Source organism: Streptomyces sp. NPDC059874 (genome assembly GCF_042731135.1).
Lineage (GTDB): Bacteria > Actinomycetota > Actinomycetes > Streptomycetales > Streptomycetaceae > Streptomyces.
The window spans coordinates 85,393-98,832 of record NZ_JBHWJY010000006.1 but is presented as its reverse complement, the minus strand read 5'-3'; the positions used below and the strand labels follow the sequence as shown (position 1 = coordinate 98,832).

General features: G+C 67.4%; 14 protein-coding genes. 7 read left to right on the top strand and 7 right to left on the bottom strand.

Features of this window, described 5'->3' with window-relative positions; translation table 11 throughout:
- The first annotated feature begins 5 nt into the window (after nucleotides 1–5).
- The 5 genes from ACFV9H_RS05650 to ACFV9H_RS05630 all read left to right on the top strand — a co-directional run bounded on the left by ACFV9H_RS05650 (nucleotide 6) and on the right by ACFV9H_RS05630 (nucleotide 5,467).
- Complete coding sequence (locus ACFV9H_RS05650) at nucleotides 6–1,802, top strand: DNA polymerase (RefSeq protein WP_385393752.1); 1,797 nt, start codon at nucleotides 6–8, stop codon at nucleotides 1,800–1,802.
- A 232-nt stretch (nucleotides 1,803–2,034) separates the two neighbouring features.
- Entirely contained in the window at nucleotides 2,035–2,271 is a 237-nt protein-coding gene (locus ACFV9H_RS05645; protein WP_385393749.1) for a hypothetical protein, read from the top strand.
- 234 nt (nucleotides 2,272–2,505) lie between these two features.
- Nucleotides 2,506–2,676 carry a hypothetical protein gene (locus tag ACFV9H_RS05640; RefSeq protein WP_385393747.1) on the top strand — a complete coding sequence of 57 codons (171 nt, stop codon included), beginning with the start codon at nucleotides 2,506–2,508 and terminating at the stop codon, nucleotides 2,674–2,676.
- Nucleotides 2,666–3,103, top strand: coding sequence for a deoxycytidylate deaminase (locus ACFV9H_RS05635; RefSeq protein WP_385393745.1), 438 nt, complete (start codon nucleotides 2,666–2,668; stop codon nucleotides 3,101–3,103). Before ACFV9H_RS05640 ends, ACFV9H_RS05635 begins: the two co-directional genes overlap by 11 nt.
- 237 nt (nucleotides 3,104–3,340) lie before the next feature.
- The gene (locus ACFV9H_RS05630) at nucleotides 3,341–5,467 is read left to right on the top strand and encodes a recombinase family protein (protein ID WP_385393742.1); all 2,127 of its coding nucleotides are present in this window, start codon (nucleotides 3,341–3,343) and stop codon (nucleotides 5,465–5,467) included.
- On the opposite strand, the gene ACFV9H_RS05625 is transcribed toward ACFV9H_RS05630, so the two are convergent.
- From ACFV9H_RS05625 to ACFV9H_RS05605, 5 genes are all read right to left on the bottom strand, one after another.
- Nucleotides 5,352–6,053 carry a DUF4191 domain-containing protein gene (locus ACFV9H_RS05625; RefSeq protein ID WP_385393740.1) on the bottom strand — a complete coding sequence of 234 codons (702 nt, stop codon included), beginning with the start codon at nucleotides 6,051–6,053 and terminating at the stop codon, nucleotides 5,352–5,354. The two genes, ACFV9H_RS05630 and ACFV9H_RS05625, sit on opposite strands and share 116 nt — an antisense overlap.
- Before the next feature lie 10 nt (nucleotides 6,054–6,063).
- Complete coding sequence (locus ACFV9H_RS05620; RefSeq protein ID WP_365168322.1) at nucleotides 6,064–6,261, bottom strand: hypothetical protein; 198 nt, start codon at nucleotides 6,259–6,261, stop codon at nucleotides 6,064–6,066.
- 262 nt (nucleotides 6,262–6,523) lie between these two features.
- Entirely contained in the window at nucleotides 6,524–7,477 is a 954-nt protein-coding gene (gene lipA / locus ACFV9H_RS05615; protein ID WP_385393738.1) for a lipoyl synthase, read from the bottom strand.
- 108 nt (nucleotides 7,478–7,585) lie between these two features.
- The gene (lipB, locus tag ACFV9H_RS05610; RefSeq protein WP_385393735.1) at nucleotides 7,586–8,416 is read right to left on the bottom strand and encodes a lipoyl(octanoyl) transferase LipB; all 831 of its coding nucleotides are present in this window, start codon (nucleotides 8,414–8,416) and stop codon (nucleotides 7,586–7,588) included.
- A 43-nt stretch (nucleotides 8,417–8,459) separates the two neighbouring features.
- Nucleotides 8,460–8,780 carry a hypothetical protein gene (locus tag ACFV9H_RS05605; RefSeq protein WP_385393733.1) on the bottom strand — a complete coding sequence of 107 codons (321 nt, stop codon included), beginning with the start codon at nucleotides 8,778–8,780 and terminating at the stop codon, nucleotides 8,460–8,462.
- Nucleotides 8,781–8,953: 173 nt separating this feature from the next.
- Between ACFV9H_RS05605 and ACFV9H_RS05600 the strand changes: the two genes are divergently transcribed.
- Together ACFV9H_RS05600 and ACFV9H_RS05595 are read left to right on the top strand one after the other, a co-directional pair.
- Nucleotides 8,954–10,405: a regulator gene (locus tag ACFV9H_RS05600; RefSeq protein WP_385393731.1), complete on the top strand. Its 1,452-nt coding sequence runs from the start codon at nucleotides 8,954–8,956 to the stop codon at nucleotides 10,403–10,405.
- 64 nt (nucleotides 10,406–10,469) lie between these two features.
- Nucleotides 10,470–10,904, top strand: coding sequence for a hypothetical protein (locus tag ACFV9H_RS05595; protein WP_385393729.1), 435 nt, complete (start codon nucleotides 10,470–10,472; stop codon nucleotides 10,902–10,904).
- A 50-nt stretch (nucleotides 10,905–10,954) separates the two neighbouring features.
- Here ACFV9H_RS05595 and ACFV9H_RS05590 read toward each other — a convergent pair whose 3' ends face one another.
- Nucleotides 10,955–12,214, bottom strand: a complete 1,260-nt coding sequence (locus ACFV9H_RS05590) for an FAD-dependent oxidoreductase (protein ID WP_385393727.1) — start codon at nucleotides 12,212–12,214, stop codon at nucleotides 10,955–10,957.
- Between the two features lie 167 nt (nucleotides 12,215–12,381).
- Nucleotides 12,382–13,269, bottom strand: a complete 888-nt coding sequence (locus tag ACFV9H_RS05585; protein WP_385393724.1) for a TIGR01777 family oxidoreductase — start codon at nucleotides 13,267–13,269, stop codon at nucleotides 12,382–12,384.
- Nucleotides 13,270–13,440 lie beyond the last annotated feature (171 nt).

Here is a 13,440-nt window from a genome sequence, read left to right as displayed (position 1 = left end):
AGCCCTTGCGCCACATCAGTTACCGAATCAAGGGTCAGCCGGTCAACATTCGAGTTGTCGAGACGCCCGATGACCTCGAACCCTTCAATGAATGGGTCTCCCGGCAACGAATAGTCGGCTTCGACACCGAGACTACGGGCCTTGACTGGTGGAATGCTGACCGAGGGTTCCGGCTGAGGCTGGCTCAGTTTGGCACCGGCTCTGAGACCTGGGTCATTCCAGTAGAGAAGGGGCCGGCCTACGGGCAGGCAGTTCGGGAAGCTCTGCACCGTCTCGAATACCTAGTAGCCCACAACGGAACTTTTGATCTTCACGTGGTCGAAGCATGCTTGGGCATCCCCATGGAGGAGCTTGCTCAAAAGATGTGGGATACCAAGTTGCTTGCTCACCTCGTGGATCCGCGGGCCGTTAAGGAACGTGGGCCCGGCCTAAAGCTGGAAGAGCTGACTAAGCACTATCTGTGCTCCAAGACGGCTGAAGAGGTTAAGGGCTCGATGCGCGAGCTCGCCAAGAAGTACAAGACGACCAAGGACAAAATTTGGGCCCTGGTCGAACTGGGAGATGAGGACTACAACCGCTACGCCGGCATGGATCCTGCCCTCGCATACAGGCTTTTCCAGATTCTGTATCGGCTGGTCCCTGTTCGCTCGAAGGTCAAGGGGCTCATTGGGTGGGAACATCGCCTTGCGCACGTGACAGCCAAGCTCGAACGTACGGGATACCTGCTTGATGTCGAGTACGCAGAAAAGCGATGTGCGGAGCTGACTGCTGACCAAGAGCACTGGGAGACGGTTGCTCGGTCGTTCGGTGTGGAGAATCCGAACTCGAATCAGCAGCTCATCTCAGCCTTCGAGGGGTTCGGCCTCAAGCTGACCAAGCGAACTGCCAAGGGGCAGCTTGCAATGGACGACGAGGTTTTGACCTCCCTCAGTCACCCGCTGGCCGAGGCAGTCATCAAGGGCCGCAAGGCGGGTAAGTGGCGGAAAACCTGGTTTGAGAGTGCCTTGGAGTCTAGGGATTCACAGAACCGGGTGCGGGCGTCCATAAATAGCCTCCAGGCTCGCACGTCAAGGATGAGTATTTCCGGGGCTGTGCCGGCACAGACGTACCCCGCCGGCTCGGGTTACGTACGGCATATGTGGCTAGCCGAAGAAGGGCACGTAAGTTGCTCCATTGACTTCGGAAACATGGAACTTCGTTACCTGGCTGCCTTTTCCCGTGACCGAACAATGCTGAACGCCTTTCTGAACGACCTCGACCTACACCAGATAACCGCGGATGCGGCCGGGGTCATTCGCAAGGTAGGTAAGATGGCCAACTTTTTGACGGTATATGGGGGCGGTTGGAAGGCCCTCATGAGTCAGGCCGGCGTCGATGAAGCAACGGCCCGGAAGACGCTGGAGGCATTCAATGCGACGTATCCGGGTGTTGCCGCCTTTGCCAAGGAGCTAGCCGACGAGGCCAAGCGCACCGGATTTGTCTTCACGGCCACGGGCCGCCGGCTTCCTGTGGACCAGGGGCGTTGGTACGCAGCTCTGAACTACTTCGTTCAGGGCGGGTCCCGGGATGTCACTGCAAGGGCCCTGCTGGAACTCGACAAGGCAGGCTTTACCCCCTTTGTTCGCCTTCCAATTCACGATGAGGTCGTATTCAGCTTCCCAGAGAATGAAGCCCCTGAGATGGCCCGCGAAGCAGCACGAATCATGCAGTTCCCCGTACAAGGGCTGATGATCCCGGCGGATGCCGAGATTGGTCAGCGCTCCTGGGGGTCTGTGCTCGAACTTGAAGAAAGCAAGCACTGAGGAGAAGGCATGAAGCTATCTGAGCTGGTTAGCAAAGCCGAGAAGGTTCTAAAGGCTCACGGGGACATACCAGTGATCACCAACGATTCAGGGTGCGGCTGCTGTTCGTACGGCAAGGTCTTGATTGGAGGCGGCGAAGTGCTTATGGACGTAACCGCTTCCAATTACGGGACTGAACCCACAACATACCCGGCTGTCTTTTTCGTTGAGTAGAGGAACCCTAGGAGGGCCCATGGATGAGAACACCTTTGACGAGCTGGTGAGCGGGATTGAGGACCAGATGAACAGTGAGCGACTTCAGAAGCAGGGGGCTTACGCGGTGACGTCGGCTCGGATTGCTGGTCTCGTCTTCACTGAGGCCGTGGCCGGCGGTGTGCCGGCCTCCCTGGCTCAGGAGATGTCGGCAGATACCTGGATCGGCCTCATGGGTCTTCCGGTCGTTAGCTCGGAGGAGAACGACTGTGAGTGAACTCCCTACCCACCTGATTGAGTCCAGCAGGTACGGCTACAACCAAGGTGGACGGCATCGCCTCGCATATGGGAATGAACACGTACGCCGAAGCCTGCGTGGGCTCCTGGCCCGATACCCCGACGCACGTATCCGGGTTCTCTCGCTACCCGGCCTCTCTGAAGTGTCGTGGCACTTCCTTGTTGGCCGTTCCGCTGGTTTTCAGCATGAAGGAGAAGGACTCTGAGTAAGTCGATGCAGAGCGAGGCGCAGAAGTCGTTTATCCGGGACCTGAATGACCTCGTGAAGCGCTATGGACTGTTCATTGAGGCTGCCGGCTGCTGTGGGGAGCTGCTCGTTCTAGGCGGAAAGGGGCCGCTGGATCTGCGTTACGACTACGAGGAGAACGCCTACCGTGCCTTCTAATCGCCCGCACTGGGACGAGTGGGCTCTAGGGGTGGCGGACGCCGTAGCGGCCCGCGGGGACTGCACTCGATCTCAGGTCGGTGCCGTCCTCCTGGATCGCCGGCGCCGGCTCTGTGCGGCTGGCTATAACGGCACTCCGCCAGGAGAGAAGGGCTGTCTCTCGGACGGTTGGTGTCCTCGGGGCCGGCTCAGCTACGAGCAGATACCCAAGGGCTCAGACTACGGAAACTGCATCAGCATCCACGCAGAAGAAAACCTGTTGATTCACGCCAACCGCGAGGACCTGATGGGCGGAACGGTCTACATCACCCGGGCCCCGTGTTACAGGTGCCTCCCTCGCCTTCAGGCGGCTGGGGTCTTTCGCGTGGTGTGGCGCACTGAAACCGATTGGGAAGCGAAGGTGTTGGACTGGAAGAGAAAGCCGTGAACAACACCGGCGAAGAGGAGAGAGAGCCACTAAGTATTTCTGAGTGCGACTCAGAAGGCAGATTGGTTACCTGGGTTGCGACGGAGGCTCTTGGATCTCTGGCAGCCCATCGCCGCATCCTTGATCTCTTGTTCTCCCCGTAAGGCTTGCACCGCTGACGTATGATCAGGCCAACCACATGGGTGACCCCGGCGGCGCTCCAACGCCCCGGGGTCTGGCCAGTCTGGAGGGACTGACATGGGTAAGTCTGTCATATCTGCGATCAATGTTGCATCACGCATGATGCAACAATCGACGCTCCGCGCCGTTGACTACCTGCGGGTGTCCACCGAGGACCAGACCAAGGGTTACGGCATTGCCTACACCGGCAAGCGGACTGCTGCCCACATCCAGAAGAAGGGTTGGGCCCACGTTGGCACCTTCACGGACGAAGGCGAGTCCGGGACGCTGCCGTGGGAGGAGCGCGAGGGCGCTACCAAGATCATGGAGCTCGCGGTTCAGGTACCGCGACCCTTCGATCTCGTGTGTGTCTACGAGACACGGGCCATCGGCCGGCAGAACCGCGTCTTCTGGGAATGGGTCTGGAAGCTCCAGGATCTTGGAATCTTCGTGGCGGTTGTTGATGAGGATATCGACAACACCACTGAAGAGGGCGAGTCTCGTATGCGCGACAAGGCGAACGAGGCTTTCAAGGAGCTAGCCAAGATCCGGAAGCGCACGCAAGGCGGAATCCAAGAGAAGGCTGAGATGGGTGGCTTCCCCGGGGGCCAGGCTCGGTATGGGTATCGCATTGCTAACAAGGGCCTGAAGGGTGAGCAGGTACTCGTTCTTGATCTCTGCGACGGAGGCGAGGCGTGTACTCGTGCGGATCCGTGCGAGGCTCTGCACGAGGCCGAGACTCTGCGGCTTGCTCGGAAGATCGTGGTGCGGGAAAAGGGCAATTGGCGACAGACAGCCCTGTACCTAAACGCCGAAGGCTTCGTGACTCGGTCCGGTGTGCCTTGGACTCACGCCAACCTTCGAGGCCGCCTCATGGACGAAGACCTCTTGAACGGCCGGTATGTGTTCCGCAATCCGAAGAACGCACTACTTCAGGCGGATGGAACCCCTGTTTGGGGGCCTTCCATGACCATCGACATCCCCAGAATGTTTACGCCTGTGGAGGTAACTGAGCTGAAGCAGGCCACTGCGAAGCCGATGCGCAAGTCTCCCATCCCAGGGCGGGTCTACGTCATGTCTGGTCGGCTGAAGAGCCTGTGCGGTGGCCACTACGTAGGCAGCACCTCGTCAAGCTCCGGGAACCTGATCTACACCTGCAACGGCAAGTGGGAGCAGTACGCCGGCTCAGGCGGATGCAACTGCTCGCAGATTGCCGCCGACGGAGTTGAGAAGTGGGCTTGGGGGGCTGTCTGCAATCTCCTCGGCAGCGGTGATCGGCTTCAAGCGTTGGCAGAGGAGTGGGCCGGCAGCGCGAAGAAGACAACCGTGGACTTTGCATCGCGTCTGGCATCTCTTGATCAGAAGGTGGCCGAGAAGGATGACGCGATTGATCTCATGATGGCGGTTGCTGTGAAGCAGGTGACCCGCCAGGGGCTTACGGGCAACGAGGCTGAGGCCGCTGTAGAGCGGAAGCTCAAGCCGCTGTATGACGAGCTTGAACAGCTTCGCAAGGAGCGGGACGAGGTTCAGGTGTGGCAGGCGGAGGCAGCCACCGCGGATCAGCGAATGAAGGATCTTCAGGCGCTGGCCCGAACTGCCTCAGGCCGGCTTGACAGGTTCACCAGGGAACAGCAAGCGGAGTGGATGAACCTGCTCGACATCAAGATCAAGGTTCTTACTCCCCCGCCCCCCATGCACCGGGGTCTTCTGTGCCCTATCGGTGAGTGGTTCCGGGACAACGACAGGGAGGTGCCGATGCTCTGTGATCACGTCTGGGATCACATCGTTGAACTGGAGCGCTTTCCGCACAACGGCCTTGTGCCCCGTCAACGGGGAGGGCTCGCCCCTCGGACGGTCCTGGAGGCGTTCCTTGAGAAGGCGCGCACAGGGGTGGCTTGGCCTGAACTTGACGCTACGCACGGTTCTACGGGGCTAATAGGTCACTGGAGGCGCTGGAGTAAGTCAGGTCGATGGGAACGCGTGATGAGGGCCATGGAGGACTGCGACAGGGGGCCTGTGGCCCCCCGTCAGCAGCTTCCCAAGTTGGAGATGACCGGCAAGGTTCGGCCGGGTGTCATCCTCGCCGCAACTAGCGCCCGCGAGGCGGGCGAGCGGAACCACCACGCCCAGGAATCGGGCCCTTCGGCAGCGGCATGTTCGACATCAGGTCCCCCATGGCGCGCAGCTTGTCGTTCACCTGGGTGATCTGGGGACCGACCAGGACGCGGGGCAGCTTCAGCAGGGTGGTGCGCAGCTTCTTGAGCGGCACCTCGCCCTCGCCCGTGCCCACGATGAAGTCGTGCACCGGCACGCTGTCGGGCAGGATGCGGCCCATCTTCTTCTTCTCGTTCGCGAGAAGGAGCTTCACCCGGTTCGGGTTGCCCTCGCCGATCAGCACGACGCCGGCCTTGCCGACGGCCCGGTGGACGATGTCCTGGCTCTTGTTCATCGCGACGGCCGGGGTGGTCGTCCAGCCCCGTCCCACGTTGTCCAGTACGGCCGCGGCCGCTCCCGGCTGTCCCTCCATCTGCCCGAAGGCAGCCCGCTCGGCCCGTCGTCCGAAGACGATCGCCATCGCGAGGAACGCCACCAGGAAGCCCAGGATGCCCAGGTAGACCGGAGCGTCGATCAGGAAGCCGATCGCGAGAAAGACACCGAAGGTGACGATTCCCACGCCCGCGACAATCAGACCGACCTTCGGGTCGGCCTTGCGCGTCATCTTGTACGTCAGGGCGATCTGCTTCAGTCGCCCGGGGTTCGCAGCAGTCTCTGCGTTTGACTTCCTCGCCATAAAGCGAAGTTTACGTGGCCTGCGGGGTCCGGGTCGCCGCGGCCTCAAGTACGTGTTCGGTTTCGACCCGGTCCTTGGCCCGACGCCGGTCTTCGAGGACCGCCGTCCAGGCGTTCCGGCGGGCGCCGCTCATCAGCAGCGATTCGAGGCCCCGGAAGGCGTCTGACAGGGACGGGATGGCGATGGCGCGTACGGGCGCGGCCTGCATGATGTCGATCCCTTTCACGGTGCCGGTGTGTGCGGTGTGTGGATCCAGCGTCACTGACTGGTGTTACCAGCGCATGACCGGCGGGTCAATCGTGACGAAAGTTTGACGCGGCCCGCCGGGCTCTCCCTCGAGAAAGAGCCTAGGGGCCGCGTCGATGCGGTGTTACCCGTTAGTAATGCTTTGTGCGCGAGTTCACACGCTCGCGGCGTGCTTCTCCGTCATGTTGGTCGGCTCCGCCTCGTTCCTCGGGCGGACCCGCAACCTACGCTCCGGCTCGGCTGCGCTTCTCCATCGCCTGGGTGTACAGACGTCCAGCGCGGTAAGACGACCGGACCAGCGGGCCGGACATCACGCCGGAGAAGCCGATCTCCTCGGCCTCCTTCGCCAGCTCGACGAACTCGTCCGGCTTCACCCAGCGCTCGACGGGGTGGTGCCGCGGCGAGGGCCGCAGGTACTGGGTGATCGTGATGAGCTCGCAGCCGGCCTCGTGCAGGTCCTTCAGGGCCTGCGAGACCTCCTCGCGCTCCTCGCCCATGCCGAGGATCAGGTTCGACTTGGTGACCAGGCCGTAGGCGCGCGCCTTGGTGATCACGTCGAGGGAGCGCTCGTAGCGGAAGCCGGGGCGGATCCGCTTGAAGATCCGCGGCACCGTCTCGACGTTGTGCGCGAAGACCTCGGGGCGGGAGGCGAAGACCTCCTCCAGCAGCTCCGGGACCGCGTTGAAGTCGGGGGCCAGCAGCTCGACCTTGGTGTGGCCGGCCTCGCGGCCCGCCGTCTGCTGGTGGATCTGACGCACGGTCTCCGCGTACAGCCAGGCGCCGCCGTCGGCCAGGTCGTCGCGCGCGACGCCCGTGATGGTGGCGTAGTTCAGGTCCATCGTGACGACCGACTCGCCGACGCGACGGGGCTCGTCCCGGTCCAGGGCCTCGGGCTTGCCCGTGTCGATCTGGCAGAAGTCACAGCGCCGGGTGCACTGGTCGCCACCGATGAGGAAGGTGGCCTCGCGGTCCTCCCAGCATTCGTAGATGTTCGGACAGCCGGCTTCCTGGCACACCGTGTGCAGTCCTTCGCCCTTCACCAGGGCCTGCATCTTGGTGTACTCGGGGCCCATCTTCGCCCGGGTCTTGATCCACTCGGGCTTGCGCTCGATGGGGGTCTGGGCGTTACGGACCTCGAGGCGCAGCATCTTGCGTCCGTCGGGTGCGACTGCGGACACGACCGGCTCCCTGTGACTTCGATTCTTCGGCGCCCACCAGGGTACGCCCGTAATTCGTACGCTCTTACGTCCGGCCAACCTGCGGGGGACCGGGCTCATTCCCCTCGGCTAGCCGCCGACGGCGGGCTCTATCTCGCGCGGCTTCAGTTCCGCGTGCTCCAGTACGCCCTTCAGGTGACGCTCGACGACCGGCAGCACCTCGGCGATGGTGACCTCGCGGCCCAGTTCGTACGAGAGCGAGGTCACACCGGCGTCCCGGATCCCACAGGGGATGATCCGGTCGAACCAGGCGTTGTCGGGGTTCACGTTGATCGCGAAGCCGTGCATCGTGACGCCCTTGGCGACGCGGATGCCGATGGCGGCGAGCTTGCGGTCCTCTCGGCGCTGGCCGGCGTTGGACGGGGCGTACTCGGGGCCGTGGAGCCGGGCGTCGAACTCGTCGTCGCCGGTGCGCGGGTCTTGAACGGGCGCAGTGGAGACGGGCGCGCCGAGGTCGAGGGTGAGTCCGCCGAGCTTCGGGCGCTCCTCGATCGGGTCGCCGAGCACCCAGACCCCGGAGCGGCCCTCGACGCGGGTGGTCTCCACACCGAAGTCGGCGGCGGTGCGGATCAGGGCCTCTTCGAGGCGGCGCACGTGCGCGACCACGTCCACCGGGCGGGGCAGCTTCATGATCGGGTAGCCGACGAGCTGGCCCGGACCGTGCCAGGTGATCTTGCCGCCGCGGTCGACGTCGACGACGGGGGTGCCGTCGAGCGGGCGCTCGCTGGGATCGGTGCGCCGGCCGGCGGTGTAGACGGGCTCGTGCTCCACCAGCAGGCAGGTGTCGCCGATCTCGTCCGCGAAGCGCGCCGCGTGCACCCGGCGCTGCTCTTCCCAGGCCGCGGTGTACTCGACGGACTCCGGTCCGAAGCCCAGATGGACAAACCCAAGCTCAGCCACCGCAGCGCCTCCTCGTTGAACCTGCTGTGTGCACGTATCGCACTCAGCAAGGGTACGGCGGCCCCGCGGGTGGCTCGGCGGGGGTGGGCGACGGGGGATCCAGCGGGGGCCACGGCAGCTGTTTCGGCCTGCGCCGGCCCTTCGGCGGGCGGTCCGGGTCCTCGTCCGCGCGCGGCAGCCGCCGGTGGCCCTCGGAGTGGTCGTTGACCCAGCCGCACACCCCGCACGCGTAGCGGCCGTCGAGCCCCGCGATGTAGGTGCCGCAGCGCCGGCACTCGGCCTCGGTCAGCTCGGGCGGAGGCAGCGGAGCGGTGGATTCGGGGCGCTCCTCGGGAAGGTGCGCCCGGTGGGGCCGACGGGTCATGGGCGGCAGCCTATGCGGGTGGAGGGGGTCGGTCCGTAAAGAGCCCTACGCATTCTGCACACGATCGGATGAATGTGGGGCAGAGAGGGCGGTGTGAGCGGAGTTCGCCGCTACATTCACGCCGTTCACAGGGCCGGGACTCCGGTCCGTCACGTCAGGAGACCGTGGAGCCGATGACGGAACGACCTGCCCAGCGCGTCCCCAACCGGCAGCTCGCGGCGCTGATCGCGGAAGCCGGGTTCTCCAACGCCGGGCTAGCCCGCCGCGTCGATCAGCTCGGCCTGGAGCACGGTCTCGATCTGCGGTACGACAAGACCTCCGTGACCCGGTGGCTGCGCGGGCAGCAGCCGCGCGGAACCACCCCGGCGCTGATCGCGGAGGTCTTCACCCGACGCCTCGGGCGGCGGCTGTCCGCGCAGGACCTGGGGCTGGACGCCTGCGCGCCCGTGTACGCGGGGCTGGAGTTCGCGGCCACCCCGGAAGAGGCCGTGGACATCGCGAGCGGCCTGTGGCGCAAGGACTCCGGCTCGCACGCCGAGCTGCGGAAGATCGCCTTCACCCCGGCCGGGCTGGTCGTGCCCAGCCGGGACTGGCTGATCGGGCGGGCCGACGAGCGGGTCGGCCGCGGCGCCCAGCCGACGACACCGCCGGCGGCGGCCCGCGTCCCGGTGCAGGGCCGGGCCTCGGTGCCCCGGCAGCGGCAGATCGACCGGGGTCCCGGGCAGCGGGTGACGGGCGGGGACATCGCCGCCCTGAGATCGGTGAGCGAGCTGTTCCGCACGTTGGACCAGGCCTACGGTGGCGGGCACGCCCGGCAGGCGCTGGTGCGCTACCTGGAGCACGAGGCGGAGCCGATGCTCCGCGGGACCTACGGGGAGACCACCGGGCGCCGGCTGTTCGCGGCCGCCGCCGATCTGACCCGGCTCGCGGGCTGGACCTCCTACGACATCGCCGCGCACGGGCTCGCGCAGCGCTACTTCGTGCAGGCGCTGCGGCTCGCGCAGGCCGCGGGCGACCGGCCGTACGGGTCGTACGTGCTGGTCACCATGAGCCGGCAGGCGGTCTACCTGGGCCACGGCCGGGAGGCGGTGCAGCTGGCCCGCGTCGCCCAGCAGGGCGTCGGCTCGGGCCCGCCGCCGGTGGTGCAGGCGCTGCTGCACTCGGCGGAGGCGCGGGGGCACGCGGTGCTCGGCGAGGTCCGGGCGGCGACGGCCTCGCTGGTGCGGGCGGAGCGGGCGCTGGGCGCGGCCCGGCCGGGGGACGACGTGCCCCACTGGGCGCGGTTCTACGACGAGGCGCAGCTCGCGGACGAGTTCGGGCACTGCCATCGGGACCTGCAGCAGTACCGGGCCTCGGCGCAGCACGCGGAGCGGTCGCTGCAGTTGCGGGCGCCGGGGTACGCGCGCTCGCGGCTGTTCTGCCGGGTGGTGCTCGCGACGGCCCGGCTAGGGCTGGGCGAGCTGGACCAGGCGTGCGCGCTGGGCGCGGAGGCGGCTCAGCAGGCGATGGAGATGCGGTCGGTGCGGGCGGTGGAGTACGTACGGGACTTCGAGCGGCGGCTGGAGCCGTACCGGGACGCGTCGGCGGTGCGGACCTATCGGGACCGGGTGGCCGCGTTGTCGTGAACACCGGGAGCGGAATGCCCGGCTCCTCTGGCGTGAAGATCATCCTCTATGCGACGGTCCGCACATGAGAGATGCGACGCGCCGCAAGATCGGCATCGTCGCCGGGGTGTACCTGGCGATCGCCCTGCTTCCCGGACTCTGGGTCGAGGGCTTCGTCGGCGAGGATCCGGAGTTCGCCGACGTGGCCCTCGAGGGGATCATGGCCACCGCCGTGCTGGTCGTGCTCGGACAGATCATCCTGATCAGCCCCAGCTCCGACTGGCGCCGGGCCCCGGTGGGCGCCGTTCTGCTCCTCTCGCTACTGGGCTACGTGCAGGACTTCCTGCTCTGGCTGCTGATCTCCTGGGCCTTCGCGGAGATGGGGTCCGCGCTGCACGTGGACGGCCTCGGCACCATCGCCCTGGCGGCGCTGCTCACCCGGGGCCTGAGCCTGGCCCTGTTGTTGCTGCTGCCGCCGAGCACGGAGCACCGGGAGGAAGCGGTCGCGGAGACCGCATGAGATGAGGCCCGGCCCCGTTGCGAGGGGGCCGGGCCCGGCGTGGGTGGTTCTCAGGCCGCCACCGGGATCGCGGGCTCCGGGGTGGCCGGGAGCGGGATGCCGAAGTCGCGCAGGACGGCGGTGGTGGCGCGGCGGGCCGAACGCAGGGCGCCCTGGACCGTGTTGGTGTCGCGGTGGTCACCGCACACGTACAGCCCGGCCAGTACCCGCACCGGGCGTCGCGGATCGCGCGGCGGGGGCATGGCGGGGACGGCCTCCGGGGTGTGGTGGAGGGCCAGCAGCTCCCAGTCACGGGTGGCGCACTCGTAGAGCCGGGCGAGGCGCGAGGTGACCGTACGCAGGGGCGGCGGCGGGCCGAGCACGGTGGTGGTGACCAGGCTCCGGCCGCCCGGTGCCCGCGTCGGGTCGACCGCGCTCATCACGGTGGTGTGGGACACGGGCCACTTGGGGTCCCCGTCCAGGAGCAGCGAACCGTCCCAGGGCAGGGGTGTGGCGGTGGCGTGGTGCAGGACGGTGACCTCGTGGAACTCGGGCACGCGCAGGCCGGGCAGGAGCTCGGCGGCGGCGCGGGCGCCGGTGGCCAGGAGGACGGAGCGGCAGCTGAAGTCGCCGTGTTCCTCGGTGGTGACCAGGTTGGTCGCGACCGAGCGGACCCGGACGCCGGTACGGACGGTGCCGGGCGGCAGGGACTCGGCGAGCAGGTCGGGCAGGACCGCGGCCCCGCCCTCGGGCACGGCGAGCCGGCCGCGGGCGAAGGTGCGCAGGGCGAGGTCGGCGACCCGGCTGGAGGTGGTGAGTTCCGGGTCCCGCAGCAGGGTGGCGAGCAGGGGCCGGAGCACTCCGTTGACGGTGCGCGGCGGCAGGCCGCGGGAGCGCAGGGCGGCGTGGGCGGTGCGTTCGGGTCGGGCGAGCAGTTTCTCCTCGGGCAGGGCGGCGAGCCGACCGAGGGCCGCGCTGAGCCGCGCCTGGTCGAGGGAGCCGCTGGCCAGGGCGCGGGCGGGGGTGAGGGCCCCGGCCCTCAGTTGCCTTCCGTCGGTGTGGACGAGCACCCCGGGCGCGAAGGGCCGCAGGGTCAGGGCCTCCAGGCCGGGGGTGCGTTCGAGCTCCGTGTAGGAGGTGTTGAGCAACTGGCCGACCCGGTCCAGCCGGAAGCCGTCGGCCGACACGGTGGCCATCCGGCCGCCGGGGTCGTCCGCGGCCTCCAGGACGGTGACGGTGACCCCCGCTGCGATCAGGTGGTGCGCGGCCGCGAGTCCTGAGACTCCGGCTCCTACGATGACTACGTCTGCGTGGTTCGAGCTGCTGAGCACGTGCCCCTCCCCGAGGTCGGCGCGGCTGTGTGGGAATCCTCCTTCCCCCAACCGGCTCCGGGGGAACCCGAGTTCGGTGTGGTATTCCGGTCTGTTCCGGTCGCACGACGGTCGCATCCGGGTCACGAACGGTCGCACGCGGTCGCACGCGCTGCGGAACAGGGAGTTCAGAGGGCGGAGCGGATGGCGTCCTCGATACCCGGGTCCCGGAAGGCGAAGCCGGACTCCAACAGCCGGGCGGGGCGGGCCCGCTGACTGCCGAGCACGTCCGAGGAGAACTCCCCCAGCACGATGCGCAGCGCCAGGGCCGGCACGGGCAGCAGCGCGGGCCGGCGCAGCATCCGGGCCATGGCCGCGGTGACCTCGCGGTTGGTCAGCGGCTCGGGGGCGGTGAGGTTGACGGGGCCCTCGATGGAAGGGGTGTCGATGATGTGGCGCAGCGCCGCGACCTCGTCCCGGAGGGAGATGTACGACCAGTACTGGCGGCCGTTGCCGAGCCGGCCGCCGATGCCGGCGCGGAAGATGGGGAACAGCCGCCCCCAGGCCCCGCCCTCGCGGGCCACGACCAGGCCGGTACGAGCGAACGCGGTACGGATCCCGGCCTCCTGGGCGGGGGCGGCGGCGGCCTCCCACTCCACGCAGACCGAGGGCAGGAACCCCCCGCCGGCGGGAGCGCGCTCGTCGACTGGCCGATCGCCGGTGTCGCCGTAGTACCCGATGGCGGTCCCCACGACGAACACCTGCGGCGGCTCGTCCATCGCGGCCATCGCCCGCGCCAGGGCGGCGGTGCCGAGGACCCGGCTGTCGCGGATCTCCTTCTTGTACGCGGCGGTCCACCGGCGCTCGCCGACCCCGGCCCCGGCCAGCCCCACGACGGCCCCGCAGCCGACCAGTCCGGCCGGGTCCACGTGGCCGCGCGCCGGGTCCCACCTCACCTCGTCGCCTGCGGCGGGCTCGCGGCGGACGAACCGGACCACCTCGTGCCCGTCCTCCCGGAGGGACCGCACGAGTGCACTGCCGATGAGCCCGGTCGAACCGGTGACTGCGATGCGCATGCGCTCATCTTGCCCGGCTCCGCCGGGACCTGGGGCTCCGCCCCAGACCCCGCGCCTCAAACGCCGGCGAGGCTGAAAATTGCGGGCGGTTTGGGGCCGGGGGGGGGGTCGGCGGCCCCGGGCCGCGGGGCCGCCCCGGTCATATTGGGGGCGGCGGCCCCGGGGCGGTGG

Coding starts and splice junctions, on each gene's coding strand:
- ACFV9H_RS05645 (WP_385393749.1), top strand. CDS start 2,035: ATGGATGAGAACACCTTTGACGAGCTGGTGAGCGGGATTGAGGACCAG.
- ACFV9H_RS05630 (WP_385393742.1), top strand. CDS start 3,341: ATGGGTAAGTCTGTCATATCTGCGATCAATGTTGCATCACGCATGATG.
- ACFV9H_RS05600 (WP_385393731.1), top strand. CDS start 8,954: ATGACGGAACGACCTGCCCAGCGCGTCCCCAACCGGCAGCTCGCGGCG.
- ACFV9H_RS05605 (WP_385393733.1), bottom strand. CDS start 8,780: ATGACCCGTCGGCCCCACCGGGCGCACCTTCCCGAGGAGCGCCCCGAA.
- ACFV9H_RS05585 (WP_385393724.1), bottom strand. CDS start 13,269: ATGCGCATCGCAGTCACCGGTTCGACCGGGCTCATCGGCAGTGCACTC.
- ACFV9H_RS05625 (WP_385393740.1), bottom strand. CDS start 6,053: ATGGCGAGGAAGTCAAACGCAGAGACTGCTGCGAACCCCGGGCGACTG.
- ACFV9H_RS05595 (WP_385393729.1), top strand. CDS start 10,470: ATGAGAGATGCGACGCGCCGCAAGATCGGCATCGTCGCCGGGGTGTAC.
- ACFV9H_RS05620 (WP_365168322.1), bottom strand. CDS start 6,261: ATGCAGGCCGCGCCCGTACGCGCCATCGCCATCCCGTCCCTGTCAGAC.
- ACFV9H_RS05640 (WP_385393747.1), top strand. CDS start 2,506: ATGCAGAGCGAGGCGCAGAAGTCGTTTATCCGGGACCTGAATGACCTC.